General features: G+C 45.3%; 29 protein-coding genes. 7 read left to right on the forward strand and 22 right to left on the reverse strand.

What is annotated here, in order from left to right; translation table 11 throughout:
* Nucleotides 1–57 precede the first annotated feature (57 nt).
* The 4 genes from D479_RS08300 to D479_RS08315 form a co-directional block, all read right to left on the reverse strand.
* Nucleotides 58–1,839 carry an acyl-CoA dehydrogenase family protein gene (locus D479_RS08300; RefSeq protein ID WP_008635758.1) on the reverse strand — a complete coding sequence of 594 codons (1,782 nt, stop codon included), beginning with the start codon at nt 1,837–1,839 and terminating at the stop codon, nt 58–60.
* Nucleotides 1,840–1,856: 17 nt separating this feature from the next.
* Nucleotides 1,857–3,032, reverse strand: a complete 1,176-nt coding sequence (locus tag D479_RS08305; RefSeq protein WP_008635759.1) for an acetyl-CoA C-acetyltransferase — start codon at nt 3,030–3,032, stop codon at nt 1,857–1,859.
* 24 nt (nt 3,033–3,056) lie between these two features.
* A complete protein-coding gene (locus D479_RS08310) occupies nt 3,057–5,444 on the reverse strand; it encodes a 3-hydroxyacyl-CoA dehydrogenase/enoyl-CoA hydratase family protein (protein WP_008635760.1) in 2,388 nt (795 codons plus the stop codon).
* A 210-nt stretch (nt 5,445–5,654) separates the two neighbouring features.
* The gene (locus D479_RS08315) at nt 5,655–6,572 is read right to left on the reverse strand and encodes a proline dehydrogenase (RefSeq protein ID WP_008635761.1); all 918 of its coding nucleotides are present in this window, start codon (nt 6,570–6,572) and stop codon (nt 5,655–5,657) included.
* Between the two features lie 214 nt (nt 6,573–6,786).
* Here D479_RS08315 and D479_RS08320 point away from each other — a divergent pair, with 214 nt between their 5' ends.
* A complete protein-coding gene (locus D479_RS08320; RefSeq protein WP_008635762.1) occupies nt 6,787–7,050 on the forward strand; it encodes a hypothetical protein in 264 nt (87 codons plus the stop codon).
* Nucleotides 7,051–7,061: 11 nt separating this feature from the next.
* The gene (locus D479_RS08325) at nt 7,062–7,391 is read left to right on the forward strand and encodes a spore coat protein (protein ID WP_008635763.1); all 330 of its coding nucleotides are present in this window, start codon (nt 7,062–7,064) and stop codon (nt 7,389–7,391) included.
* A 35-nt stretch (nt 7,392–7,426) separates the two neighbouring features.
* Here the strand turns inward: D479_RS08325 and D479_RS08330 are convergent, their stop codons facing one another.
* The 8 genes from D479_RS08330 to D479_RS08365 form a co-directional block, all read right to left on the reverse strand.
* The gene (locus tag D479_RS08330) at nt 7,427–7,633 is read right to left on the reverse strand and encodes a cation transporter (protein WP_008635764.1); all 207 of its coding nucleotides are present in this window, start codon (nt 7,631–7,633) and stop codon (nt 7,427–7,429) included.
* 89 nt (nt 7,634–7,722) lie between these two features.
* Nucleotides 7,723–8,487, reverse strand: coding sequence for an STAS domain-containing protein (locus D479_RS08335; RefSeq protein WP_008635765.1), 765 nt, complete (start codon nt 8,485–8,487; stop codon nt 7,723–7,725).
* The gene (locus D479_RS08340; protein ID WP_008635770.1) at nt 8,474–9,133 is read right to left on the reverse strand and encodes a B12-binding domain-containing protein; all 660 of its coding nucleotides are present in this window, start codon (nt 9,131–9,133) and stop codon (nt 8,474–8,476) included. The genes D479_RS08335 and D479_RS08340 overlap by 14 nt, the downstream gene beginning before the upstream one ends.
* Before the next feature lie 5 nt (nt 9,134–9,138).
* Complete coding sequence (locus D479_RS08345) at nt 9,139–9,507, reverse strand: hypothetical protein (RefSeq protein ID WP_008635771.1); 369 nt, start codon at nt 9,505–9,507, stop codon at nt 9,139–9,141.
* Nucleotides 9,504–9,809 carry an antibiotic biosynthesis monooxygenase gene (locus D479_RS08350; protein ID WP_008635772.1) on the reverse strand — a complete coding sequence of 102 codons (306 nt, stop codon included), beginning with the start codon at nt 9,807–9,809 and terminating at the stop codon, nt 9,504–9,506. Before D479_RS08350 ends, D479_RS08345 begins: the two co-directional genes overlap by 4 nt.
* 164 nt (nt 9,810–9,973) lie before the next feature.
* Nucleotides 9,974–10,783: a VLRF1 family aeRF1-type release factor gene (locus D479_RS08355; protein ID WP_008635773.1), complete on the reverse strand. Its 810-nt coding sequence runs from the start codon at nt 10,781–10,783 to the stop codon at nt 9,974–9,976.
* 125 nt (nt 10,784–10,908) lie between these two features.
* The gene (locus D479_RS08360; protein ID WP_008635774.1) at nt 10,909–11,091 is read right to left on the reverse strand and encodes a YfhD family protein; all 183 of its coding nucleotides are present in this window, start codon (nt 11,089–11,091) and stop codon (nt 10,909–10,911) included.
* 75 nt (nt 11,092–11,166) lie between these two features.
* A complete protein-coding gene (locus tag D479_RS08365) occupies nt 11,167–12,339 on the reverse strand; it encodes an MFS transporter (RefSeq protein ID WP_008635775.1) in 1,173 nt (390 codons plus the stop codon).
* Between the two features lie 131 nt (nt 12,340–12,470).
* Here D479_RS08365 and D479_RS08370 point away from each other — a divergent pair, with 131 nt between their 5' ends.
* Nucleotides 12,471–13,229, forward strand: a complete 759-nt coding sequence (locus D479_RS08370) for a TrmB family transcriptional regulator (protein WP_008635776.1) — start codon at nt 12,471–12,473, stop codon at nt 13,227–13,229.
* Nucleotides 13,230–13,303: 74 nt separating this feature from the next.
* On the opposite strand, the gene D479_RS08375 is transcribed toward D479_RS08370, so the two are convergent.
* Nucleotides 13,304–13,897, reverse strand: a complete 594-nt coding sequence (locus tag D479_RS08375) for a hypothetical protein (RefSeq protein ID WP_008635778.1) — start codon at nt 13,895–13,897, stop codon at nt 13,304–13,306.
* A gap of 150 nt (nt 13,898–14,047) precedes the next feature.
* Between D479_RS08375 and D479_RS08380 the strand changes: the two genes are divergently transcribed.
* Nucleotides 14,048–14,434, forward strand: coding sequence for a hypothetical protein (locus D479_RS08380; RefSeq protein WP_008635780.1), 387 nt, complete (start codon nt 14,048–14,050; stop codon nt 14,432–14,434).
* A 4-nt stretch (nt 14,435–14,438) separates the two neighbouring features.
* Entirely contained in the window at nt 14,439–14,894 is a 456-nt protein-coding gene (locus tag D479_RS08385) for a flavodoxin (protein WP_008635782.1), read from the forward strand.
* Nucleotides 14,895–14,939: 45 nt separating this feature from the next.
* Here the strand turns inward: D479_RS08385 and D479_RS08390 are convergent, their stop codons facing one another.
* Both D479_RS08390 and D479_RS08395 read right to left on the reverse strand, forming a co-directional pair.
* Nucleotides 14,940–15,203 (reverse strand): alpha/beta-type small acid-soluble spore protein, encoded by a 264-nt coding sequence (locus D479_RS08390; protein ID WP_008635784.1) that lies wholly within the window; start codon nt 15,201–15,203, stop codon nt 14,940–14,942.
* Between the two features lie 4 nt (nt 15,204–15,207).
* Complete coding sequence (locus D479_RS08395; RefSeq protein ID WP_235601492.1) at nt 15,208–15,393, reverse strand: YozQ family protein; 186 nt, start codon at nt 15,391–15,393, stop codon at nt 15,208–15,210.
* Between the two features lie 128 nt (nt 15,394–15,521).
* On the opposite strand from D479_RS08395, the gene D479_RS21185 reads away from it, so the two are divergent.
* A complete protein-coding gene (locus D479_RS21185) occupies nt 15,522–15,656 on the forward strand; it encodes a hypothetical protein (protein WP_008635787.1) in 135 nt (44 codons plus the stop codon).
* A 21-nt stretch (nt 15,657–15,677) separates the two neighbouring features.
* Here the strand turns inward: D479_RS21185 and hpaB are convergent, their stop codons facing one another.
* From hpaB to D479_RS20165, 6 genes are all read right to left on the reverse strand, one after another.
* Complete coding sequence (gene hpaB / locus D479_RS08400; RefSeq protein WP_008635790.1) at nt 15,678–17,117, reverse strand: 4-hydroxyphenylacetate 3-monooxygenase, oxygenase component; 1,440 nt, start codon at nt 17,115–17,117, stop codon at nt 15,678–15,680.
* A gap of 134 nt (nt 17,118–17,251) precedes the next feature.
* Nucleotides 17,252–18,544 carry an isocitrate lyase gene (gene aceA, locus D479_RS08405; RefSeq protein WP_008635792.1) on the reverse strand — a complete coding sequence of 431 codons (1,293 nt, stop codon included), beginning with the start codon at nt 18,542–18,544 and terminating at the stop codon, nt 17,252–17,254.
* Nucleotides 18,545–18,559: 15 nt separating this feature from the next.
* The gene (gene aceB, locus D479_RS08410; protein WP_008635794.1) at nt 18,560–20,146 is read right to left on the reverse strand and encodes a malate synthase A; all 1,587 of its coding nucleotides are present in this window, start codon (nt 20,144–20,146) and stop codon (nt 18,560–18,562) included.
* 338 nt (nt 20,147–20,484) lie between these two features.
* A complete protein-coding gene (locus D479_RS08415; protein ID WP_008635796.1) occupies nt 20,485–21,057 on the reverse strand; it encodes a histidine phosphatase family protein in 573 nt (190 codons plus the stop codon).
* A gap of 63 nt (nt 21,058–21,120) precedes the next feature.
* The gene (ilvD, locus tag D479_RS08420; protein WP_039871144.1) at nt 21,121–22,836 is read right to left on the reverse strand and encodes a dihydroxy-acid dehydratase; all 1,716 of its coding nucleotides are present in this window, start codon (nt 22,834–22,836) and stop codon (nt 21,121–21,123) included.
* A 182-nt stretch (nt 22,837–23,018) separates the two neighbouring features.
* A complete protein-coding gene (locus tag D479_RS20165) occupies nt 23,019–23,177 on the reverse strand; it encodes a DUF1540 domain-containing protein (RefSeq protein ID WP_008635799.1) in 159 nt (52 codons plus the stop codon).
* Nucleotides 23,178–23,414: 237 nt separating this feature from the next.
* On the opposite strand from D479_RS20165, the gene murB reads away from it, so the two are divergent.
* Nucleotides 23,415–24,335: a UDP-N-acetylmuramate dehydrogenase gene (gene murB, locus D479_RS08425; protein ID WP_008635800.1), complete on the forward strand. Its 921-nt coding sequence runs from the start codon at nt 23,415–23,417 to the stop codon at nt 24,333–24,335.
* A gap of 37 nt (nt 24,336–24,372) precedes the next feature.
* Here murB and D479_RS08430 read toward each other — a convergent pair.
* The coding region (locus D479_RS08430; RefSeq protein WP_039871148.1) for a zinc-binding dehydrogenase at nt 24,373–25,033 on the reverse strand (661 nt) is incomplete at its 5' end.

Below are 25,033 nucleotides of genomic sequence, written 5' to 3' on the forward strand. Positions count from 1 at the left end.
AAAAGAACCCTGCACTTCCATCGATCAAGGAAGAACAGGGCGCCTTCTTCACGCAGTTTATACGATATATTTTTCTGCTTCGATCAGAGCTTTAGCAATTTCCCGTTTCTTGGCGATGACATTTGTAGGAGTGTAACGGGTAAGTTTTCGCAGTGCCCCAAGCATCATTCGTAAAGAATCCCCACTGTCTGCAGCGATCAGTGTTTCCTTAGCATGTGCTTCTAGACGGTTGAACGCTTCCTGCACATAAACTTGCGTGTACAACAACTTTTGTTTACTATTCTCTTCTCCTACTTTATCCATCGCTTTTTCTGTTCGGAGAACGGCAGATTCCATATTGTATACCTCTCCGACCATATCAGCAATATTCACAAGAACTTCCTGCTCACTTTCCAGCTTCTCCCCAAACTTCTGAGCAGCAACGCCGGCAGCAAGAAGACCAATTTTCTTAGCATTGGCAACCAGATATTTCTCTTGAGCAAGTGGTTCTGTGCCAGGCTCTTCCGGCATCATCGTCATGATTTCTTCCTGCAGCTTCTGTGCTTTCTGAAGCAGCGGCAGTTCACCTTTCATCGCTTTTTTCAGCAGCGTACCGGGAACAATCATCCGGTTGATCTCGTTGGTTCCTTCAAAAATACGGTTGATCCTTGAATCCCGGTAAATCCGCTCTACTTCATACTCAGCCATAAAGCCATACCCGCCGTGAATTTGTACCGCTTCATCAACGGCAAAGTCCAGCAGTTCCGTCGCGAACACTTTGTTCAAGGAGCATTCAATAGCATACTCTGCAATGACCTTCGCTACAGCGGCACCATCCTTCAATTCCTCATCTGATAGTTTGCCCATGCTTTGTTCAAAGAGTCCAACCGTCCTGTACACAGAGCTTTCATTTGCATACGTATTCGCAGCGACGGAGGCGATTTTTTCCTGGATCAACGGGAAACTTGAGATCGGCGTTTTAAACTGCTTACGCTGTTTAGCGTAAGTGACAGATAACTCGACGGCCCGTTTCGCTCCTCCTACCCCTCCGATTGCCAGTTTGTAGCGACCGACGTTAAGGATGTTGAAAGCGATGACGTGTCCGCGCCCTACTTCTCCGAGAACATTCTCTACCGGGACCTCTGCATCCTCAAGAATCAGTGTTCGTGTAGAAGAACTCTTGATTCCCATCTTTTTCTCTTCCGCCCCCGTTGAGACACCTTTGTAATCTCTTTCGACGATAAACGCAGTAAATTTATCTCCATCGATCTTGGCATAGACAACAAACACATCGGCAAAGGCCGAGTTTGTGATCCATTGCTTCTCTCCATTTAAAATATAATGCGTTCCTGCTTCATTCAACTTGGCCGTCGTTTTCGCTCCGAGGGCGTCGGATCCGGAGCCCGGCTCCGTCAAAGCATATGCTGCAATTTTATCGCCTACAGCCAGTGCAGGAAGGTACTTTTGCTTCTGGTCGTCGTTACCGAAGAACACGATTGGAAGGGATCCAATCCCCACGTGAGCCCCGTGTGTAATGGAAAAGCCGCCGGCTCTTGCAAACTTTTCTGTAATAAGGGAGGAACTGATTTTATCAAGCTGTAACCCTCCGTATTCTTCCGGGACATCGGCACCAAGCAAACCGAGTTCACCGGCCTTCTTCAATAGAGCTACGGAATGTTCAAACTCGTGATTTTCAAGTTGATCAATTTTCGGAACGACTTCTCCTACTACAAAATCTTCCGTCGTCTTAGCAATCATCAAATGTTCATCCGTAAAATCCTCCGGCGTGATGATATCTTCCGCTTTCAAGTCCTCTACTACAAATCCGCCACCTTTAATCATCTCTTTCAAATCGCTCATTTTTAAAGCCTCCCTGATTATATTAATTCGAATACGCCGGCAGCACCCATACCTCCACCGATACACATCGTGACAACACCGAACTGTTCGTTTCTCCTTTTCATTTCATGTATCAGACTGAGCGTCAGTTTCGTTCCGGTACATCCGAGTGGGTGACCGAGAGCGATCGCTCCTCCGTTTACATTCACCTTCTCCGGATCGAGGTCGAGTGCGCGAATCACACGAAGAGATTGCGAAGCAAACGCTTCATTCAATTCAAACAATCCAATATCAGCTATGGATAAGCCTGCCATCTTCAAAGCCTTCGGTACCGCTTCCACCGGTCCTACCCCCATAATTTCAGGTTCGACCCCGGCAACGGCAAAAGACCGGAACTTCACTAATGGCTGCAACCCTTCGCTTTCTGCTTTTTCTCTATCCATCAGCAGCACGGAAGCCGCACCATCACTCATTTGTGAGGAATTCCCTGCCGTGACGGACCCTTTGACAGAGAAAGCGGGCTTCAGTTTTCCGAGTACTTCGGCGGTCGTGCCTGGACGAACTCCTTCATCCACCGAGAAAGTTCTAGTCGTTTCCTTAACTTTGAAATCACTGCCGAGCTCACGATTCATCACCTCTACAGGCACGATCTCATCCGTAAATTTACCTTCTTCTACTGCCTTAGCCGCTCTTGCATGACTTTGGACGGCGAAAGCGTCCTGATCTTCCCTGGAAATATCGAAACGGTTCGCCACTTCTTCTGCGGTATGACCCATGGACATGTAATATTCCGGTGCGTTTTCCACAAGTTTGACGTTCGGTTTAATGACATGGCCGCCCATCGGAATGAGACTCATGGACTCTGCACCACCAGCAAGTGCAGTGTCGTGATGACCGAGCATGATTTTTTCGGCTGCATAGGCGACACTTTGAAGCCCTGAAGAGCAGTAACGATTTATGGTAATTGCCGGCACTTCATGGGAGAGACCGGCAAGGCCCGCTATGTTTCGCGCCATATTCATCCCCTGTTCTGCTTCCGGCATGGCGCATCCGATAATCAAATCATCGATGTTGCCCTCATAGTTGTTGGCACGCCTTAATGTTTCTTTAATGGTAAGTGCAGCAAGATCGTCAGGACGTGTAAAGGCAAGCGAGCCTTTTTTTGCACGGCCGACAGGTGTTCGTGCACCTGCAACAATAACAGCTTCTCTCACGGTTCCTTCCCCCTTTTTAAACGATTAGTTACGCAGTGGTTTACCTTTCATAAGCATATGCTGCATTCTTGCCTGCGATTTCGGTTCTCCGACGAGGCTTAGGAATGCTTCTCTTTCAAGGTCCAATAAATATTGCTCATCTACAAGTGTGCCTTCTTTCAGCCGGCCGCCGGCCAGGACGTTCGCCAGTTTTTCCGCAATCTTCAAATCATGTTCACTTGCATAGCCGCTTAACAACAGCGACTTTGCACCAAGCAGCATCGTTGCGTACCCCTGTTCACCCGCAACCGGAACCTTCGTCCGTTTTGGAGCTGTATATCCCGCCCCGGCAAGACCAAGTACTTTCTCTTTCGCATCGTGGATCAAGTGATCCCCATTTGGACTAATGGCATCCATCTGATCAAGGAATCCATTTTCCTTCGCTTCTTCTCCGGAGGTCGACACCTTCGCCATGGCGATTTTTTCAAACACACTTACAGCGACCTTCTGTAAATCGACGGCAACATCTTTCGGAATACTTCGCAGTTGTTTCATGTAAAGTTCTTTATTTCCACCACCGCCCGGAATCAGTCCGACTCCCGTTTCCACCAGTCCCATATAGGTTTCTGAAGATGCCTGGATGGCAGAAGCCGGCAGACATACTTCCGCTCCTCCTCCAAGTGTCATACCGAATGGTGCTGCAACGACCGGTTTATCGGAATACTTCAGTCTCATCATACTGTCCTGAAAATTCTTCACGACCATTTCGATTTCGAAGAAGTTAAAGTCCTGGGCTTCCATCAGGATCATTCCAAGGTTGGCACCAACGCAGAAGTTCTTCCCTTGGTTTCCAAGGACAAGACCCTCGAAATTTTTGTCAACCTCTTCCACTGCATAATTGATCATCTGGACAATATCCGGCCCGATCGAATTGCTTTGAGAGTGGAATTCGAGACCTGCCACTCCGTCTCCCAAATCAATCAGACTCGCACCGGCATTCTTTTTAATAACGTTTTTTCCCTCTTTCAGGCGCTTTAAATGAATGTTCTTCTTGTTGAAGGACTGCTGGATGTAGTTTCCTTCGTGATAAAAGTAAACGTTTCCATTTTCCTGTTTGTAAAAGCTCTCCTTACCTTCCTTAATCATGGCTTCGACCCAACCTGGAACTGCATCTCCTTCGTCCTTCATCCGCTTCACCGATGCTTCGAGTCCGATGGCGTCCCAAAGTTCAAACGGTCCCAATTCCCATCCGAATCCCCACTTCATCGCTTTATCAATCGCAACGATATCATCTGCAATTTCACCAGCCAATTGAGCAGAATAGATAAGCACCGGCTTCAAGACAGACCAAACAAGATCTCCAGCCCGGTCATCATTGGCTGCTACCAGTGTCTTTAACTTTCTGCTGGTGCCTTTTTCCTGTTTGGCAGCCTCCGTTGCTCTCGTTTTCAATTTCGCCCTCGGTTCGTAATCCATCGTCTGAGGATTGAGCTGCAGGATTTCTCCTTTTTGCTTTAAAAAGAATCCTTGGCCACTCTTAGATCCGAGCCAGCCTTTATCAAGCATCTGTTTCATAAAGGCTGGTATTTCAAACGCCTGCTTCTCTTCTCCATCCACTTGATCGTAAACATTCTTCGCCACATGAGCGAACGTATCGAGACCCACGACATCCAAGGTTCGGAACGTTGCACTTATCGGACGACCGATCAGCGGGCCCGTGACCGAGTCCACTTCCCCGACACTGTACCCTTTTTCAAGCATCTGCTGGACGGTGATCAAAAGCCCGTATGTTCCGATGCGGTTGGCGATGAAGTTCGGTGTATCTTTCGCTTCCACTACGCCTTTACCAAGCACATCTTCTCCAAACGTCTTCATGAACTGTAGAACTTCCGGATCCGTATCCTTTGTCGGGATGACTTCGAGCAGCTTTAAATAACGAGGCGGATTGAAGAAATGCGTTCCTAAAAAGTGGCTTCGAAAATCTTCACTGCAGTCTTCCGCCATGGCTTCAATGGATATTCCCGAAGTGTTTGAACTGACAATTGCCCCCTGTTTTCTAAACCGGTCCACATCAGCAAGGACCTTCTTCTTGATATCCAGATTTTCAACGACGACTTCAACTACCCAGTCCACGTCAGCAATCCTACTTAAATCGTCTTCAAAATTACCTGTTTCAATTAAATCCATGTTACGCTTACTCGTCAGTGGTGCCGGTTTATGCTTCAACAGTTTCTGTTTATTATCAGATGAAATCCGATTGCGGACCGTACGATCTTCCAACGTCAACCCACGATTTTTCTCCGCTTCTGTCAGTTCCTTAGGAGCCATATCGAGCATAAGTGTCGGGATACCTATGTTAGCCAGATGAGCGGCAATACCTGCCCCCATTACTCCTGAACCGAGCACGGCTGCTCGTTTGATTTTATGAGCCATTCCTAATCCCCCTGTCATTTTGAATGAACAGTCATTCATTTTAAAATCAAAAAATAAGTACGACAAAATCGTATCTATGTATAATATAAAATATTTTCAGATATTTCGCAATCCTTTTGTCGTAAAAAAGGACAAGATCTTCCAATTGAGGGCAAGGGCGGCTCCAGTCTCCCCATCAAACCGGCATCTCGCCCCTTGACAAACCCCTCTTTATTTACCAAAAACGCCTTTTAAAACGAATGCAACATTGGCTGGACGCTCTGCAAGTCTGCGCATGAAGTACCCATACCAATCATTTCCATACGGCACATAAACTCTCACCTTGTATCCCTCTTTGACAAGCTCTTCCTGACGGTCTACGCGGATTCCATAAAGCATCTGAAATTCAAAGCGATCGTTTGGTATTTTCTTTTCCGCTACCAGCTGTTTCGTATAATCAATGATCGCATCATCGTGACTCGCTACAGCCGTATAGTTTCCATTCATGAGATGTATACGGATGATATTCTTTAAATTTTCGTCTACGTCTTTCTTTTCAGGGAAAGCGACTTTTGCTGATTCTTTATAGGCTCCCTTAACAAGGCGAAGGTTCGGACTATAAGCATTCAGCGCTTTTATATCCTCCTCGGTACGGTACAAATAAGACTGCAGAACAGTACCAATATGATCATAATCCTCTCTCAGCTTTTTGAAAATCTCAAGCGTCTTCTCACACCGCTCGAAGTCCTCCATATCAATAGTTACAAATACATCTTTTTCTTCAGCCACATCCAATATCCGGCGCATATTATCCATAACCAGATCATCGGCTATATCCATCCCCATGGAAGTAAGCTTCAGGGATAGTTGGGAATCAAGCTTGTTATCAGCAATTGCACGGATCGCTTCCATGCACTCTTCCGCTGCTGCTACAGCTTCCGATCTGCTGTCGATAAACTCCCCCAAGTGATCGATTGTGACGGACATTCCCTTGTCATTCAGTTCCTTGATCGTTTGAACAGCTGCTTCAATGGTTTCTCCGGCAACAAATCTTCCAGCTCCGAAGCGAAGTCCGTATCGTTTTGCCAGCTTTGTAAAGAACCGGTTTTTGGATAGAAATAAAAAGAAATTCTTAAGGATCTTTTCCATGCCATTACCCCCTGCCAGCAAAAATATCAAAATATTTATATATTTCCGTCTTGTAATCGCTAGCAATTATATTTTATCACTTACACAGAAAAAAAGGGATAAAAAGAACCTTCATTTCGACAATGTTATCCTTATATTCCCATAAAAACCCACCCTAAATAGAACTATTATTTCCGGTCATACTAAACAAAACAGCCAAAGGAGGATGATGTAGATGCAACAGCAGCAACAGAATCAATCCATTCAACAGGCGCAGCCGATGACGCAGGTACCTGATATTGTCTCTACGAAGGATCAGCTGTATTTAGCGGACATGCTTTCCTGGAATTTAAACGCAAGTAAGAAAGCACACTTCTTCGCCCAAAATTGTCAGACACCTGAAGTTCAGGCTGCCCTTGAAGCTGCAGGTCAAATGCACCAACGACATTACGATAAATTATTAAACCATCTGAATGCCCCTAAACAAAACTTGAACTAAGGAGGACCAAGATGAACCAGTCTCAAAAGATTCAAAACCCGGAAACAAATGTCCCAAAGACGCCGCAGATGAATGAAAGAGATTTCCTGAACGATCAATTAACCACCGAAAAGTATATGACTTCTTCTTATAATGTCGCTTTGAACGAAGCAAGCAATCAAAACCTTTATCAGGACTTAGCTACGATTTTCAAAGAGACACAGGACTGCCAGCGCAACTTGTATAACCTGATGTTTCAAAATGGCTGGTATGCTGTCGAACAGGCGGAACAACAAAAAGTTCAGCAGACCTATCAACAGTTCAATGGATACAAAAATCAACTTCCTTACAATGTACAGTAAATGAGAAAGCCCGGCGGTATAACGCCGGGCTTTCTTTATCCTACTGCTTCATATCCTTGCGCTCTCACAGCTTCTTTCATCAGTCCTTTTGAAACATATGCTTCGTCGTAAGCGATATGAACTTTTCCACTCTCAAGAAGCACCTCGACACCATGCACCCCCTCTAACGTCTGAAGAGCGTCTTTTACCGATTCCCTGCACTTCTCACAAGACATTCCATTCACTTCCAAAGTCAATTCCATGAAAACTCCTCCTTCACTTTCTCTATACTGGTCCATTCCACAAGGAAGGAAAATATAACATAAAAAAAGCATTCCTATCTTAGGAACGCTCATTTCACACAGTATTTTTGTACAGCTTGCTGCAGGGAGTTCATATATTTGATACTCGAAGGGAAGTGCTGCATCTGAAAACTTTGTGCCTGGACAGGCTGCATCCCTATAATCATAACTTCTGCCCCCATATAAAGAAGGGAAATCATGATGTTCTTCAGGAGACCCGCGCCCTCCAGCTCCATTTCTCCAACAGCTGTAAAATCAAACAAAACACGATCGATATCAGACTTTTGCGCAGCCTTTAATATAGACGTTTCCACCGAATACATTTTCTCTGCGGTGATATCTCCGAATAACGGCACTAGTGCGGTGTCCGCTGTAAGGCGGATGAAAGGGGCTGACAATTGGTTGCTGTTTTCAATAGCATCTTCTAACTTTTCTTTCTCTTCCAACAGCTCGAAGTTGGTATCGTTTAAACGTGACCGGAGCTGATCCAGTGTTTTGGTCACCTTGGACAACTGTTCATCTTTCGTCAGAATAAGTACTTCCGCATACATGTCATTCTCCCATTTCACATGCATGTCACATGTTTGCGGATTCCCTTGACCATCCTCCGGCTTTAAGTGGACTTCCAAGGATAATTTCTGAACTTCCGGAGTTACCCAGTTCTTCACCTTTGGTACACTTGCCTCATCTAATAATTCAAGCAGGTTTTCCTGTCTCCCAAAAGCCTGTTCCGCTTCTTTGGAATACGATTGGACGAAGTAGTTTTTATTAATAATGAAATAAGGGAGTGGGAATGTACGTTCAACTTGTTTCATTTATTGCTTCATCCCTTCCCTCTTTAAACCATTGGTTCAAGTGATTCAAGTCTTTGATTACCATAGACTGATCCGACTCCAGCTGGCTCAGGTCATATTTGCCGGCCATCCGTCCACCAATCATAATAAATGGTTTCCAATCCAACATAGTGAAATGGTTGACCAGATCCTTAATGGCTGGCAGACGATAAGACAAGGCTGCAGATATACCGATTACATCCGGGCGATACTTTTCTATTTGGACTAGAGCGTGCTGCAGAGACAAATTCGGCCCAAGATACCGGACACGCCAACCATGTTCCTTAAACGTCTCAGCGACCATTTTCAAACCTATGTAATGATGTTCTTCTTCCACACCAAATAACAGGGCTTTATATTTCTTATTTCTATATTTCTTATCGGTCTTCTTTTCCTGTTCCAATTTAGATAAGACAAAATCACAAATAGCCGTTGCCAAATGTTCATCCGCAACGGATATTTCATTTCGCTCCCATAGTTCACCGATATAGTACATAGCGGGTGTCAAAATGTCTTCGTACAAATATGCCCGGGGGTGTTCCTCTAGCAATTGCCTTATATATTGCAACGCTGCCTCTTCATCTCCATCAAGGAAATAACGGGCCAGTCGCTCATGATGCAGTTCCAAACTGTTCACCTCTCCGTAAGGATATCCAAATGCTGTAAAGCCTGCTGCAAATATTCTATATAGTGCTCTTTCTGCTCCTTATCATCTACTTCCATTGCTTCAAGGAGCCGTATCAGTCTCTCAAAATTATCTATGATCAACGCTGTAGGGACCTGTCTGGATGTGAGGACGTTATTTAACCAGGAGGTATAGTCAAGGAAGAAATGGACACTATCCATTTCATACGCTGCTTGGAGGTGGTCCAAATGATGATGGTTGTCCTCTTCTGTTCTTTCCCGGCCGTTCTGGCCGAACTTCTCCCACAAATAAGGATAAGCTTCATAAATTTCATCGGTAACTTTTCGAGCAAGCCGGTTCTGCTCTTCCGGATTCATGTCGCAACCACCTCATATTTCGTGACTTTAGGTACAATCCCCTGCAGTTCTTCGTCCGGGTATTTCTTCTCCAGCTCGTGGATTTTTCTGAACTGCTCGCTGCGCACCCATTCCAAATATGCCGCTTTTGATTCCCATTCCATGTGTACCGTTAACTCACCAGGCTTGCGGTCGTTCTGAAGGAGTTGAAAAGACAAAAATCCTTCCGCTTCATCTACAAGCCTCGAGCGCTTTCGGTATATATTAATTAAATCTTCCGCCTTATGTTCTGGAACTACAACCATGGAATCCACTACATACATTTAAAAATTCCCCATTCTCAATTATTTTCTCTGAATAATATTTTATCATATTGATTTTACCTATGTATAATGTAAAGATTTACTTCCACCTTTGCCCTTCCATCCCCTGCTTTCTTCATCACAAGCAAAAAAAGTGCCTGGGTTCATCCAGGCACTTTTACTATTCAGGATGGAACGACTTCTTTAATGACATGCGTCTCTTCATGATCAAGAAGATTCTTGTTTACCATATCATCGGCCGATTTGTTCATATTGTCCTGCAGATCTTTCAATTCTTCTTTATGGCCGACTAAATACAATCGTTCCCATTCATAATCTTTTGCGAGTTTATCAAGCTTGGGTGCTACACTCTTATACCATCGGTAGCGATTTGCTTCAAACCGCTCCTGGAACTCATCCTTCTTGGATGATTTCGCTCCGCCTTTACCCATGGAAGGCTGAGCCTGGTGCGGCCCCTGGTGCTGGCGCCAATCTTCCGTATCGAGATCCAGTTCAAACAGCTGGGTATCTTTCAACATTCCAAGCTCTGCATCGATTAATTTGATCTGATTCTTTTGAGTCAAAACGATTCCTGTTTTCGGGAATTTATCCTTCATTTCCTTCAACTGTTCCAGACGCGGCGTTTCCTCCCAATAGAACTCTGTCTTTACGGGCATTTGAAAGCGTTCAGCGAACCATATCGTATCATCACCTGTAGCGAAAAGAACGACGCTTTTTGCGAAATTTTGTTCGTTTTCCTCGATAAATTGTTGGACTTTCTCTTTGACCGCCCAGAAATTCCTTTTCTCATCAGAATCCCCGTCTTCCTGAAGATAGGATTCGAAGTTGTTCAGACCGTTCTTAAGATGGATCTTCCACTCTCCACCTTGCTGCTCGGGATCGGAAGGATCGGTGTTTAAGTACATCGTAAAAACTTTTTCCGGTTTTTCTAAATGAATAGCTTCTAATTTTTTTAGTTCTTTATTCAAATTCATGCAAAAGACCCCTTTCGATATGTTTATTTGAGCTTATGGTACGTATGTTTCCAAATTAAAAAGGGGTTAAACTTCATTTGAAATACTTCATAAAAAACGGACATCCGAGGATGTCCGTTTCCAATTTATTTCTGTCGATGTGCTCTGCGGTCGGCGGCCTTGCTTCGTTCTTGAGCAATTTTATCTTCCCGATCCGCTAGTTCCTCTGAGAACTCAACATCAATATTAGGATGTTTTTCGTTCTTAGGAGTTTGAGGTAATTTATATTTCTGTTTCCCTTTACCTTTTCGGTGATCGTCTCTACCCATGACTAACCCCTCCTTAAATTAGGAACAATGTTAGTATGAGCCCGGGGCGACGGATTTATTCGATTCCTTTAAAAATCAAGAAGATCGAAGGAGCTGTTTCCTTTTCGCCGGTTTCACCCTTGTAATCGAGAAAATAGCCGTTCCAAGGGCAATAAGTACGAAGACACCACCGACAGAGGCATTATAAATGACCGAGGTCTGCTCAATAACTACACTCCCCACGGAAGAACCGAAAGCAATTCCGAAATGAAGGGCGGAGTTGTTCAGGCTTTGCTGAATATCTGACGTTTCCGGAGCGGTAGAAACGAGATAGTTTTGCTGAGCAGGAGTAACGGCCCAACTGAGTGCGCTCCAAATGACAAGCACGATAAGGAAAAGCGGCAAGGAAAATGTGACGTGTGGAATGACGAAAAGAGCCACAGCAAATAGAGCAATGATTCCAATGATGCTTTTCTCAGGTCCGAACTTGTCGGATAAATATCCTCCTACTCCGCCTCCCAGGACGGCAGCTACACCGAATACGAAATATACGATACTGACCCAAGTACCGTTCATGCCAAGCTCCGATTTCAAGAATGGTGTCAAATACGCATACAAAGTTAAATGTCCGCTCAAAAACAGAAAAGAAGTGAATTGGGCGGTCCATATTTTATTGTCTTTCAAAGTACGGATCTGATCTTTCAGAGAAATGATCGGCTTCGGTGCTATCGTACCTAAGGATACCGCGACCGCCACCATTGATAATAATGTGAGAACACTGATCAACAGGAACGGTGCCCTCCAACCGAATGCATTCCCAATCGTAAGGCCGATGGGTACGCCCAATACAAGCGAACCGCTGATTCCCATGAAAATTGTTCCGATCGCTCTTCCTCTATAGGCAGGTTCTGAAATGGAAGAGGCGATGGTAATAGCCAGTACAACCAACAGGGAGCCGCTTGCAGCCGTTACGATCCGCGACAACATCAATATCGTATAGTTTGGACTCCAAAAGGCGATCAAGTTCCCCAGGAAGAAAATGAATAATGTAACGATCATCAGCTTCTTCCGTTCCATATTGGCAGTCTCAGTCAACAAGATCGGTGAAGCGACAGCGAATACTATAGAAAACAAGGAAATGAGCAAACCGGCTCTTCCGACTGACACCTGTAAATCAGCCGCAACAAGATCCAGAATTCCTCCGATAATTAATTCAACCGTTCCTACTACGAAGGCAACAATTGTCAGCAAGTAAATTTTTTTGTTCATAGTTTCGACCCTCTCATTTTAGTTACCACTATGATGGTAACTAAAATGAGAGACAATTACAATAGGTCATGTTTACGTTAGTCGGATGTTCGGTGTATCATTTATGTAACAGCAAAATAAAGGAGACATTCATGCTACAGAAATTCGGTTTCACCCAATATGAAAGCAATGTATTTGAAGTATTAACATCCAGCCGTGAACCACTTGATGCAACGAGCATTGTAAAGTATTCACAAGTTCCTAAGTCCAAAGTGTACGAAGTCCTTCAACGCCTTCAAGAGAAAGGCCTAATCCTCACATCGTTCCACGGAAAAAGAAAATTATATACAGCACTTGCTCTTGAAACGACCATTGAAAAGCTGACGTCAGACTTCGAAGCTAACTTGGAAGAATTGAAAACGAAGGAGTACACGCTCCCTGTCTCCGATGAGCGCGTTTGGACAATGGAAAATGAACAATCCATTACAGCGCTTTTGAAGGCATGTATTGATCGAGCCACTAACAGCATTCTTCTTACGGGCTGGAATGATGAATTGGCCTCTTTGGTCACAGATTTAGAGCGGAAAGCGGAGCAAGGCGTAATGGTGGAGCTTCTTTCTGTAGGGGACCTTGATGCACCCATGTTCCAATCGCATATTCTGCACCCGAACGAGACGCACGAAGCATTAGAACGGCACAAGCTTGTCATTATTGACAGCGAGGAGATGGTGTTCGCCGGTTCCGAATCGGGAGTATCTCAAGGGATACACACGCTTTCCAAGCCACTGGTCAAATTTTTCACGGAATATTTTTACCATGATGTCGCCCTGGCAGAAATCACCGAAAAATATAAAGACATCTTGATGGAAGATGAAGAGGTCAAAAATATTTTGATGAAGCTTCGATATTAAGTACTTCATCCCCGTTCATAAAGTAAAACCGCACACCCGTTGGGATGTGCGGTTTTTTGTGATCCTTTTATCCATTAAATCGGCAATAATCTCCTGCGATATAGGCGAATGATGCACTCGATAAAGAACCTGGGCAGCTTTTTAGGCATGTAAGGCTTCACATAATACGTCTCATACGCTTTCTTCAAATCACGCCAATGCGGGCAGTCCTGCTCCTGTTTAAAGCGGACGACATCGATGACTTTCACTTTCCCCGATGATGTGAGCAGCATGTTTTTTAAATGAATATCAGAAGGGTTCAGACCTAAGCTGCAGGCGAACAGAAGCGCTTCTTCCACCTGCTTGACCATCTCTGCAGTGATGGGTACACCGCTCACAAGACAGTCATAAAAGGTCATTCCTTCCAGATATTCCATAACGAGATACCCTTTTCCCTGAGAAATAAAAAGAGGAAACATCTCACTGTTATTTAAACTTTCATAAACCTCCGCTTCCACTTCTGCAAGTTCAGCGAACTCCGGATAAAAAACTTTGACAGCTGTATTAGAATCCTGAACATGGAATACGGCAGCACTTCTTCCCTGCCCAACACACCGGAATCCTTCCGGTATATTTGTGATCCTGCCATTTTCAAAGACAACCTCTCTCACTTTATCCTCTATCTTCATCACAAGGAATCACCTCTATGAAAAAGCATCTTTATTACCTCCATTATACCAAAATGAAGAATAAAACATGTTACTTTTACTCAAAACTATTTGACATTGATAATCATTATCAATTATATTGAATATAACTTCTCGAAGGGAGACCTAATTATGGAAGGCACATTGTTTGTTTATAAACCTTTTCGTTACGAGAAAGGAAATACTGACTGTTCCTGTCACGAAATTATCCGGTTCCAGCACGGTGATCTGTTACATATTGCCGGGGATCCGTTCTATGTTGATTCATTAGGATGGTACATCGCCGTTCAGAAGAACGATTCTTCTCCTTTCTATATGGCCGCACATTTTATTGATGATTTATACGAGAAACAAGCGTTATATACGAAGATGGACCTGACACTCGCTATGAACTACCACAAATATAAAGTGAATGAAGCGCTGGACAGGAAAGAGAAAGAAGTATTCCTGCAACATTCCAAAGCTTTCGACCGTTTCAAAGCTCTGCACCCGGAATTCACACCAGTGCTGAAGGAGTGATAGAGTGGCGCGTATCTTGATCTGTTATGCAAGTATGTCTGGAAATACGGAAGAAATTGCGGACATCATCCATTCTTATCTTAAAAATGACTATGAAGTGATTATGAAGGAAATTGAAGAAACCGAAATTACCGAACTCCGTGGTTTTGATTGTGTATTAATCGGTTCCTACACTTGGAACGACGGGGATCTACCATATGAGGTGGAGGATTTTTATGAGGAGTTGTCAGAGAATGACCTGAGAGAGGTGCACGGAGCAGTCTTCGGTTCCGGTGACAGGATCTATCCACAGTTCTGTGAAGCCGTTCACTTGCTGCAGGCACAGTTGAAAGCAAACGGAGCAGCCATTATTCAAGACGGCCTGGAAATTGAAATGACTCCCGACTCGGAAGAAGATGTCAACAAATGCAAGGTATTTGCAGAACGCGTCTCTCACTATCTCATGAAAGTCGGCGTATAACAAAAACGGAAGAGGTGCGGACCTCTTCCGTTCGCTGTTTTATTTTTATTCTTCTGTATTCTTATGCTGAAGCTCCATTTGTGCCCGGCGGATCATCTCTTTAATCATTCCTCCACCTATTCTCCCGCCTATACGACCGGCATCTTTTGTAGACAAATCACCGTTCCCTTTTTCTCTCAAAGGAATACCCAATTCTTCCGCCACTTCAAACTTCGCTCGGTCTGCGGTGCTGCTTCTTGTTACTTCTTTCTTCAGTTGATCCAGTCCAGCTCTCGCTTCCGGAACTAATATCCGCTTTCTGTTTGGCATATTCTCACCTGTGATTCTTTCCGCGGATTTTCTCTCCATGGTGGCTGATTAAATGACCTTGATCATCGACTTGGTCTATTTCCGCTTCTATCGTGCCTTCCGTCAACGTATCGGAAACCTGCTCCTCTGTCACAGCCAAACCGCTGCTGTCTTCTTCCTGTGAAGGACGTTCTTTTCTCTTGTTTGTCATCCCTTTTCCCTCCTTGTTTTCCATAGCTTCCGCTAAAAGTTCAGAAAACATTCCATGGTTCCTCCCCCTGATTTCTCCTCTTATAAAAATTCTGCAAACCCTCATACTAATTACGGAGGTGTATAGAAATGAGTAACAAAAGTAACGCTCACAAAGGAGTCCGAAAAAAGACCGTGAACCCTCAAGGCATGTCAGAGGATGCAGCAGATCAACGTCCTGACTCCCAACTGGAACAAAAAGCGAAAAAAGCAAATACAAAATGATAAAAAGCTGACCCTTACAGGTCAGCTTTCTTCAGGAAGAAACTTCGAAACAAGTTCCTGGGAGTTTTCATCATCGTAAAGCGCGTAGATGGATTGTGACAATCGAATCGGATCCCCGAAAAAGAAACGCTCGTAAAGCGTCTGTCTTGCTCCAAAGCTGCTCATTGTCATATCCCACGCCAGACGGAATAACGCGACGCGTTCCTTCCCTTTTACGTCCACACCCTGTAAATAATGGTTTAAACGTTCGCCTGTTTCAGAAAGGAATTCTTTCTCCTTTGGAATCGACATTAGACCGCTTGCTCCCAACAACTGCACAATTTCAGAGAACCTGGGATAGAATTCCTGAAAGTTGTTGATCGCTACGTACAACGGCTGGCGGGAAGGAACCATGATACCCGTAGCATCTACTTCTGCTTCCTGTTCCGACAGCAGCAGGAGCGCCTTCTGTGTCTGTACTCCTTTTACAATTTCCACTACTTTGCTCTGCACGTGCTGGTATTCTTCGATGTTGATTGTATCAACAATCCGCTGAGCAATGCCAAGCATGAATTCTGATTTCACCACCTGCCTCGAAACAATTTGGTGCAAGGTAAACGGTACAAACTTTCCTTTCACGTACATCTGGGTCGCAGCTCTTAGATTGTCATGAAAGAAAACACGCTCCCATGGTACGATGACGTCGTCGAACAAAACGATGGTATCCATTTCTGCATATTTGGAAGAGAGCGGGTAATCGAAGGCAGAACCTTCGCTGGTAAAGGATTCCCTGCATATGAACGTCAGTCCCTTTGTGTCACTAGGTATAGAAAAACCATAGGCGTGAGAATTATCCACGGCGCCGGGAGCAGAGAAAACAATCAATTCATCTGTCATCCCGCCCTGTGTAGCCAGCAGCTTCGCTCCTTTCATTACTAATCCTGCTTCCGTACGGTCCACAATTCTGGCATTCGTGACATCTTCTTCAAGGAAAGCAAGTTTTCCTCTGTTGCTCTGAGGATTCACAAACGTATGAGTGAATGATAAATCGTTCTCCCGAGCATATTCATAAAAACGAAGCAGACGTTCCGGATAACAGTTTTCTTCTCCGTCCAGAAGATCGACCGAAGCGGCGAAGGCTGCAAGCACAGTGTTCATATAATCAGGGCTTCTGCCCAATACGCCACCGGTGTGCCTCGCCCAATGCTGGACCATCGTCCGCCTTCTCTCCAAATCCCCCCGCGATTTCGGTATTAAATAGGAAAGTCCGATCGCATTTCCCGAAGTTTCTGATGTATAGGTTAATGTATCCTTCCAATCAGGATGGTGTTGTAAATCGTATAGTTCGGACTGCGTTTGGATGACGCCCCGGAAAGCCGGATGTTCCGAAATCTTACCTTTCAAGCGTCCGCCTTCCATCCGTACGTCCGTCTTCATAGCATCCAACCGCCGTTTATACTCCTCGCCTGTTATTACCGGCATGATATCACTCCATGTCTTTGCACAGATTAAATATGTTGATACCCTACCATATTAAATAAACGAGGAGATGTGCCTATGTAAATAAGAAAGAACACAAACATCTGCTTAACCAAGCAGATGTTTGTGTTTCATACTCACCTTTTCGCTATCGGCTCTTCTGTGAATTGCTCTGCCTCTGTGGAACCTTTCCAAGCGGTTGTCGAAGAAGTGCCTCCTGTTATTACCTGAGCGACTTCATCAAAATAGCCGGTTCCCACCTCCCGCTGATGCCTTGTAGCAGAATAACCGTGAACTTCACTGGCGAATTCCGCCTGCTGCAGTTCAGAATAAGCCGCCATTCCTCGATCTTTATATTGCCTGGCAAGCTCGAACATTCCATGATTTAAAGAATGGAAACCGGCAAGGGTAACAAACTGGAACTTATACCCCATTTCGCCAAGCTGTTCTTGAAAGTGTTCTATCGTCTCGTCTTTCAGCTTTTTCTTCCAATTAAACGAAGGAGAGCAGTTATAAGCAAGCAGCTTTCCGGGATACTGCTCATGAATCGCATTCGCAAACCTTCGCGCTTCCTCCAAGTTCGGTTCCGATGTTTCGCACCAGATCAAGTCCGCGTAAGGAGCATAAGCAAGCCCCCTGGCAATGGCCTGGTCAATACCTGCTTTTGTTTTAAAGAATCCTTCCGGTGTCCGCTCTCCTGTCAGGAAGGCTGCGTCTTCTCCGTCAATATCGCTGGTAATCAACTCTGCTGCATTCGCATCCGTTCGAGCAATAATGATGGTTGGGACCCCCATCACGTCTGCGGCAAGCCTTGCAGAGATAAGGTTTTTCACAGCTGTCTGCGTCGGTAAGAGCACCTTTCCACCGAGATGACCACATTTTTTCTCGGAAGAAAGCTGATCTTCAAAATGGACAGCCGATGCTCCCGCTTCAATCATGCCTTTCATTAGCTCAAAAACGTTCAGCTGCCCTCCAAATCCCGCTTCCGCATCAGCGACAATCGGAGCAAACCAATCAATAGAGTTATCTCCCTCCATATGGTGGATCTGATCAGCCCGTTGAAGCGCCTGATTGATTCTCTTCACCACTTGCGGAACGCTGTTCGCAGGATACAGGCTTTGATCCGGATACATATGCCCGGAAAGATTTGCGTCCGCTGCTACCTGCCATCCGCTAAGATAGATTGCTTTTAAACCTGCTTTCACCTGCTGCATAGCTTGATTTCCTGTCAAGGCTCCAAGAGCATGAACATATCCATCTTCCTTCAACATCCCCCAAAGCTTATCAGCACCTCTTGCTGCAAGGGTATGTTGAATATCCAAGGACCCGCGCAGTTTGATAACCTCTTCTGCTGTATACGGTCTATTGACACCCTTCCACCTATCCTCATTTTCCCATGTCCGCTGCAAACGCTCCGCTCTTTCCTTCATAACCTCTCATCCCCCTTATAATTTTTCATAAGCTTTCCAAGTCAGAAACTCTTCCAGTTCCTCCTGCTCTGTCCACTCATCAAACAAATCCCCGGCTTCTTCAAACCGGCCTTTCTTAAATACATCTTCGCCCACTTCCCTGCGAATCGTATTCATTTCTTCCTCTTTCAGAGAATGATACAACGCAAGTGTTATCTCACGTCCATCCATAAGCACTCCTCTTGGATGACGAATCCACTGCCATACTTGAGCTCTCGAAATTTCTGCAGTAGCGGCATCTTCCATCAAGTGGTGAATTGGTGCCGCACCTCGCCCTGACAGCCAGGAAGCAACATATTGAATGCCTGTATTTATATTCAGCCGGAGCCCACCTTCGGATATATCGCCTACAGGTTCTTCCAACAACTGTTCTCTTGTGATCGACTTCCATTCATCCTGCCTGTCGATTTGATTATTGGAAGGCATATATTTGTTAAAAACATCCATGGCAGTCTGTACCATGCCCGGGTGGGCGACCCACGTCCCGTCGTGACCATCCTTCACCTCTCGCTCCTTATCCTTCCTGACTTTTTCAAAGGCAAGTGCGTTTAGGTTTGCATCATCTCTCACGGGTATTTGGGCAGCCATCCCTCCCATAGCATGAATCTTTCTTCTATGACAGGTTTGAATAGTCAGTTGGGAATAAGCCCGCATAAATGGCACGGTCATTGTAATAGTGGACCGATCCGGGAGGACAACATCCCGGCTTTTCATCTTCTTCAAGTAGCTGAAAATATAATCCCAGCGCCCACAGTTGAGACCTGCTGAATGTTCTTTCAGCTCATAGAGAATTTCATCCATTTCAAATGCTGCCATGATCGTTTCAATCAGCACCGTCGCTTTCACTGTCCCACGGCTTATGCCAAGGAATTCCTGCGCAAATAGAAATACATCGTTCCATAATCTTGCCTCCAGGTGACTTTCAAGTTTCGGCAAATAAAAATAAGGGCCGGACCCGGCTTGGATGAGCTTTCTTGCATTGTGATACATGTAGAGACCAAAATCTACGAAGCTCGCCGCCATCGGTGCCCCGTTATACAACAGATGCTTTTCATCCAAATGAAGGCCGCGCGGTCGGACCATGAGAACAGCCGGATTATCATGGAGCTGGTAAACTTTACCCGATTCGTTCGTAAATCGTATATCCCGATTCACCGCGTCCATTAAGTTGATCTGCCCGTTTATCGTGTTTGACCAAGTCGGAGAATGGGCATCTTCGAAGTCGGCCATGAAAACTTTTGCTCCTGAATTCAATCCGTTAATGATCATTTTTCTGTCTACGGGCCCTGTCATCTCCACACGACGATCCTCTAAATCCTTCGGGACCGGACTTACTCTCCAATCAGATCTTCTTATGGATTCGGTCTCTTCAAGAAAGTCAGGAAGCTCTCCTTTCTCCAGAAGATCCTCCCTTTCCCTCCTCTTTTGAAGCAATTCCTGTCGTCTGTCATTAAAACGTTCATGGAGCTGTTGTAAAAATTGCACAGCACCATCGGAAAGGACTACTTCAAAACGCTCCTCCATGAGCCCTGTACAGGATATTCCCGACAATTCTATTTCCATCCTTCTCCCCCTCAACTGTAATAAAACATTAAATTAATTTTACGATTGTTATATAACAGAAAGTGCATGCTATTCCTCTTTCTTAGAAAGGCAGCGATCACATTCCATCATATAAGTATAGATATGTCCTTCCACGTTACTACCACACTGCGGACAAAGGGTACCGGTTTGTTTCTTCTGCTTGTTCATTATAATTCCTCCTCTTTTATAACAGATTGTATTTTGTTTATCTGTTATGTAACAGTTTATATTCGGTTGATGGATTATGCAACCCTTTTTTGAAGAAATTTCTATTTAGGCATTTCCACACAAAAAAGCGATCCCTTAAAAGGGACCGCTCAATCAGATAAATGTCGGACGCAGTTGAAGGTGTGGCACAGCCAGTTTCCGTCTCGCCACTCCAGTTCGGTCAATGATGTATTATCCAGATTCCCTTCCACACCTTCCACTTCTTCTGCTTTCAACCAGTTCCCAATCCAGCCTCCGTGTGTGACGACGATCACCCGTTTTCCTTTTGACTTATTTAATAGAGCGGCCATAAAGTCTTGCGTACGCTCCATGATCTTATCCGGCTTCTCTATTCCAAGGTCGATCCCTCGCCATTCTTTCCCCCAGCGGGCCACCCGCTCTTCTTCCGTCGTTCCTTCGATTTGACCGCCGTCCACTTCTTTAAGCCTTTCATCGGTATAAAAAACGGGGGCACCGACGCTGTACTGAATAATTTCGGCAGTTTCCACTGCCCGTAATAACGGACTGGCACATAGAACATCCCATTTCTCCCCTTTGAGACGGGCGGCAAGCATCCGTGCCTGGGCTTTCCCTTCTTCATCCAATGGGATATCCGCCGACCCTTGCGCCCTCTTTTCTTTATTCCATGAGGTAACACCGTGTCTAATTAGTAATACCTTCAATTGGACTGCTCCTCTCTGCAAATAAAATAAGGGATCGTCTGAACAACGATCCCTTGTCTAGGTTTATTCCAAATCTAAATCTGTTACCGCACCTTTTGCAGAAGAAGATACGAGACGGGCATACTTGGCAAGAACCCCGGATGTATGCTTGGGCTCCGGTTTCGTCCACTCCTGTCTGCGACGTTCGAACTCTTCTTCGCTGAGATCGACATTGATCTGCTGCGTGTCACTGTCAATGGTGATGATGTCACCGTCCTGCAGAAGACCGATAGGTCCACCTACATATGCTTCCGGAGCCACGTGTCCGATGACGAACCCGTGGGATCCTCCGGAAAAGCGTCCATCTGTCATTAAAGCGACTTTCCCATTTAAACCTTTCCCGACAATCATCGCTGTAATAGAAAGCATTTCCGGCATTCCAGGTCCGCCCTTTGGTCCTACATTGCGAATTACGATCACATCTCCGGCTTTTACTTCATCATTAACGATAGCTTCTGTCGTTGCGTCCTCTCCGTCAAAGACACGGGCAGGCCCTTCAAAGCGGCTGATCTTCTGACCGGACATTTTTGCAACAGCGCCTTCCGGTGCCAGATTCCCCTTCATGACAACCAATGGGCCTTTAGGTTTAATCGGTTTATCAAACGGTACGATGACCTGCTGGCCTTCTTTCAAAGAAGGAACCTCCGCAAGGTTCTCTGCCACCGTTTTACCTGTTACTGTCAGACAATCCCCATGAAGCAGCCCTTCTTCAAGAAGAAGCTTCATAACTGCAGGTACGCCACCCGCCTCGTAAAGGTCCTGCATGACGTATTTACCGCTCGGCTTCATATCAGCAATGTGAGGAACTTCCTGTCTGACCCGCTCAAAGTCATCCAGCGTCAAGTCGACACCGGCTGAATGGGCAATGGCCAGCAGGTGAAGAAACGCATTGGTGGATCCCCCAAGAGCCATAACGACGGTAATAGCGTTCTCAAACGCTTCTTTTGTCATAATGTCTCGAGGATAGATATCTTTCTCCAACAGTTCAATGACCAATTCTCCAGCCTGTTTACATTCTGATTCTTTATAGTCATTCACTGCAGGCGTAGAAGAAGAACCTGGAATACTCATTCCAAGAGCTTCCACGGCTGAAGCCATAGTATTAGCTGTGTACATACCTCCACATGCACCGGCGCCTGGACAGGCATGACACTCTACTTTGTGCAGCTCTTCCTCTCCGATTGTTCCTTCGTGATATTGGCCGACTGCTTCGAAAGAGGAAACGATATCGATGTCTTTACCATTCAATTTACCCGGCTGTATGGTTCCTCCGTATACATAGACGGAAGGAATATTCATTCTACCAATGGAAATAAGACACCCCGGAGTCGTCTTGTCACAACCGCCTATGGCAACGATACCGTCTAGACGCTCGGCATTCGTTACGGTTTCAATGGAATCTGCGATCACTTCACGACTTGGAAGGGAGTAGAACATTCCCTCATGTCCCATAGCAATACCATCTGCAACGGTAATCGTATTGAATATCATCGGTGCGCCTCCGTTATCGCGCGCCCCGTCCTTGGCTTCCCGTGCCAATTTATCTATATGTACGTTACACGGAGTCACTTCACTCCAAGTACTGGCAATACCGATCATCGGCTTTTTGAAATCTTCGTCTGTAAATCCGACTGCACGCAGCATCGAGCGGTTTGGAACTCTGTTTACACCTTCACTGATGACTTTACTCTTTATCCGTAAATCTTTTTTTGTCTTCTCCAATGCTGACACCCTTTCCATCCTGGCTTATGAATTTCTTGTCGATTTTTCTTATGAAAACAACTTACCATGATGATACTAACAAGAGCATGAAATGGCAATGACTTTTCAGAAAATAAGGAACTTTCAGCATTGGTTAAGCGCTTTCTTCTTCCGAAAAAAATGAAAAAAAAGCCTGCTGTCAAAAGCAGGCCTTCTCAACATTACAAACTCGCAGGTTCGAACGTCTTACAATCTGTTTCTTTGCTGTCACTGGCTTTCTTTCCAGAGTGGCTGACGACAAAAATTTCATCTGCACCACAGGCTTTGCCGTCCCGGTTGTGTACACAGTTGCGTACTTCGCATCTGACATCAAGGGCCATCTTACACACCTCCCTTACAGACATAGATTGCCTTGTGTGCACACGCCTATTCGTGCCAAATACGCCCAAACAAATTCCTACCCAACTACTACGGTCATTTATGTTAGAATAAATATCGTGATTATATCGCTTATTGAACGTTTCCTTATCGCCCTTCATAAACTGGTAGGAGAATAAGTGCGCTTTGGAACGAATGGTTTGGAAGGAATACATCTCAAATAGGAATGGTGTTTTTTTATGAATAAAAAGGAAAAGCTGTACCATAAACTTTTGGATCTCGTGAAAGAAGACAATGTAAAAGTCGACGAGATGCTCAAAGATCATCTATATACGAAGCTTGGAGGGAAGGCGGACTTCTTTATCACTCCGACGACTTTCGAGGAAGTGCAGCACGTCGTCCGGTTGTCCAACGAGGAGGATATTCCCCTGACACTCCTGGGTAATGGATCTAATTTAATTATTAAAGACGGCGGCATTCGCGGCATTGTAATCAACTTGAAGCATCTGGACAACATTTCTTCTGAAGGCGGCGTTCTTGTCGCACAGAGTGGAGCACGAATCATTGATGCCTCCCGCTTCGCTTTGGAGGAGAAATTGTCCGGTTTAGAATTCGCCTGCGGCATTCCAGGTACCGTCGGAGGAGCCTTGTATATGAATGCAGGAGCCTATGGCGGGGAGGTCAAGGATGTGCTTGACTACGCCTACGTTGTTGACAAAGAAGGAAACCTCGTGAAACGACTCGCTTCCGAGCTGGACCTTGATTACAGGACCAGCAATATTGCTGCAAACGGGGACATCGTAGTAGAAGCGACGTTCCACTTAAAACCTGCGTCCTACGAAGAAATCAAAGAAGTCATGGACGACCTGACTTACAAGCGTGAATCGAAGCAGCCGTTGGAATACCCTTCGTGCGGAAGTGTATTCAAACGTCCGCCTGGATATTTCGCAGGAAAGCTGATTCAGGACAGCGACCTTCAAGGTACGAACATCGGTGGAGCGGAAGTTTCCAAGAAACATGCCGGTTTTATCGTCAATAAAGATAATGCATCCACCTCCGATTATATCTCCCTCATCGAGCACGTACAGAAAACAGTGAAGCAGAAGTTCGGCGTGGAATTGGAAAGGGAAGTACGGATTATCGGAGAAGATAAAGAATAAAAAAAGAAGGCTGTGCAGCTGCACAGCCTTTTTTCTATTATTTCCACACCGCTACAAGTTTTCCATTAACGTGTCTCTCAGACAGCCTTTCCAGTGCAGCCGGAACTTCTTCCATGGCAACAGTATCCTTCAGCATTGGAGAGAGTTTCTTATCGGCAACGAATCGGAGCATAGCATCTCCCATCATACCGAGATCTTTTCTTGCTTCCCGACCAGCTTTATGATTGGCAGCCAATGCCACTTCATGATAAGAAACGACACTGGTGAACGGCTTAACCTTTGTGAAATCAGGTGCACCCGCTATATAAACGATATGCCCCATATAGGCAATGGAATCAAGAGAGGCCGTTGCATTATCCCGGCTGACCGTATCAATAACCGCATCCACCCCTCGTCCCTCTGTCCATTCCATAATCTTGGTATGAACATCTTCCTGACGATAATCAATGACTCCATCAGCCCCTAAAGAACGGACATATTCATGGTTGTGTTCCGATGCTGTCGTATAAACGGTCTTGCCTGCCATTTTGGCCAGTTGAACAGCGAATCCACCTACTCCTCCAGCCCCGGCGTGAATCAAGAGAGAATTCACACGATCTAAAGGAAGCTTCCGATGGACAGCCTGGTAAGCCGTATATCCAGCGGTAGGAAGAGCAGCCGCTTCAGCAAAAGACACTCCCGACGGAATGCGGGACAGA

This window comes from Halobacillus sp. BAB-2008, from assembly GCF_000328325.1.
Lineage (GTDB): Bacteria > Bacillota > Bacilli > Bacillales > Halobacillaceae > Halobacillus.

Bases quoted from the DNA above. Each gene is read 5' to 3' on its own strand.
- D479_RS08380 (WP_008635780.1), top strand. From the start codon at position 14,048: ATGGAAGGCACATTGTTTGTTTATAAACCTTTTCGTTACGAGAAAGGA.
- D479_RS08330 (WP_008635764.1), bottom strand. From the start codon at position 7,633: ATGGAATTGACTTTGGAAGTGAATGGAATGTCTTGTGAGAAGTGCAGG.
- D479_RS20165 (WP_008635799.1), bottom strand. From the start codon at position 23,177: ATGGCCCTTGATGTCAGATGCGAAGTACGCAACTGTGTACACAACCGG.
- hpaB (WP_008635790.1), bottom strand. From the start codon at position 17,117: ATGCCGGTAATAACAGGCGAGGAGTATAAACGGCGGTTGGATGCTATG.
- D479_RS08310 (WP_008635760.1), bottom strand. From the start codon at position 5,444: ATGGCTCATAAAATCAAACGAGCAGCCGTGCTCGGTTCAGGAGTAATG.
- D479_RS08360 (WP_008635774.1), bottom strand. From the start codon at position 11,091: ATGGGTAGAGACGATCACCGAAAAGGTAAAGGGAAACAGAAATATAAA.
- aceB (WP_008635794.1), bottom strand. From the start codon at position 20,146: ATGGAAATAGAATTGTCGGGAATATCCTGTACAGGGCTCATGGAGGAG.
- D479_RS08335 (WP_008635765.1), bottom strand. From the start codon at position 8,487: ATGAAACAAGTTGAACGTACATTCCCACTCCCTTATTTCATTATTAAT.
- D479_RS08370 (WP_008635776.1), top strand. From the start codon at position 12,471: ATGCTACAGAAATTCGGTTTCACCCAATATGAAAGCAATGTATTTGAA.
- D479_RS08300 (WP_008635758.1), bottom strand. From the start codon at position 1,839: ATGAGCGATTTGAAAGAGATGATTAAAGGTGGCGGATTTGTAGTAGAG.
- D479_RS08365 (WP_008635775.1), bottom strand. From the start codon at position 12,339: ATGAACAAAAAAATTTACTTGCTGACAATTGTTGCCTTCGTAGTAGGA.
- D479_RS08320 (WP_008635762.1), top strand. From the start codon at position 6,787: ATGCAACAGCAGCAACAGAATCAATCCATTCAACAGGCGCAGCCGATG.
- murB (WP_008635800.1), top strand. From the start codon at position 23,415: ATGAATAAAAAGGAAAAGCTGTACCATAAACTTTTGGATCTCGTGAAA.
- D479_RS08395 (WP_235601492.1), bottom strand. From the start codon at position 15,393: ATGACAAACAAGAGAAAAGAACGTCCTTCACAGGAAGAAGACAGCAGC.
- D479_RS08345 (WP_008635771.1), bottom strand. From the start codon at position 9,507: ATGAATCCGGAAGAGCAGAACCGGCTTGCTCGAAAAGTTACCGATGAA.
- D479_RS08355 (WP_008635773.1), bottom strand. From the start codon at position 10,783: ATGAATTTGAATAAAGAACTAAAAAAATTAGAAGCTATTCATTTAGAA.
- aceA (WP_008635792.1), bottom strand. From the start codon at position 18,544: ATGAAGGAAAGAGCGGAGCGTTTGCAGCGGACATGGGAAAATGAGGAT.
- D479_RS08325 (WP_008635763.1), top strand. From the start codon at position 7,062: ATGAACCAGTCTCAAAAGATTCAAAACCCGGAAACAAATGTCCCAAAG.
- ilvD (WP_039871144.1), bottom strand. From the start codon at position 22,836: ATGGAAAGGGTGTCAGCATTGGAGAAGACAAAAAAAGATTTACGGATA.
- D479_RS08375 (WP_008635778.1), bottom strand. From the start codon at position 13,897: ATGAAGATAGAGGATAAAGTGAGAGAGGTTGTCTTTGAAAATGGCAGG.
- D479_RS21185 (WP_008635787.1), top strand. From the start codon at position 15,522: ATGAGTAACAAAAGTAACGCTCACAAAGGAGTCCGAAAAAAGACCGTG.
- D479_RS08315 (WP_008635761.1), bottom strand. From the start codon at position 6,572: ATGGAAAAGATCCTTAAGAATTTCTTTTTATTTCTATCCAAAAACCGG.
- D479_RS08390 (WP_008635784.1), bottom strand. From the start codon at position 15,203: ATGCCAAACAGAAAGCGGATATTAGTTCCGGAAGCGAGAGCTGGACTG.
- D479_RS08350 (WP_008635772.1), bottom strand. From the start codon at position 9,809: ATGTATGTAGTGGATTCCATGGTTGTAGTTCCAGAACATAAGGCGGAA.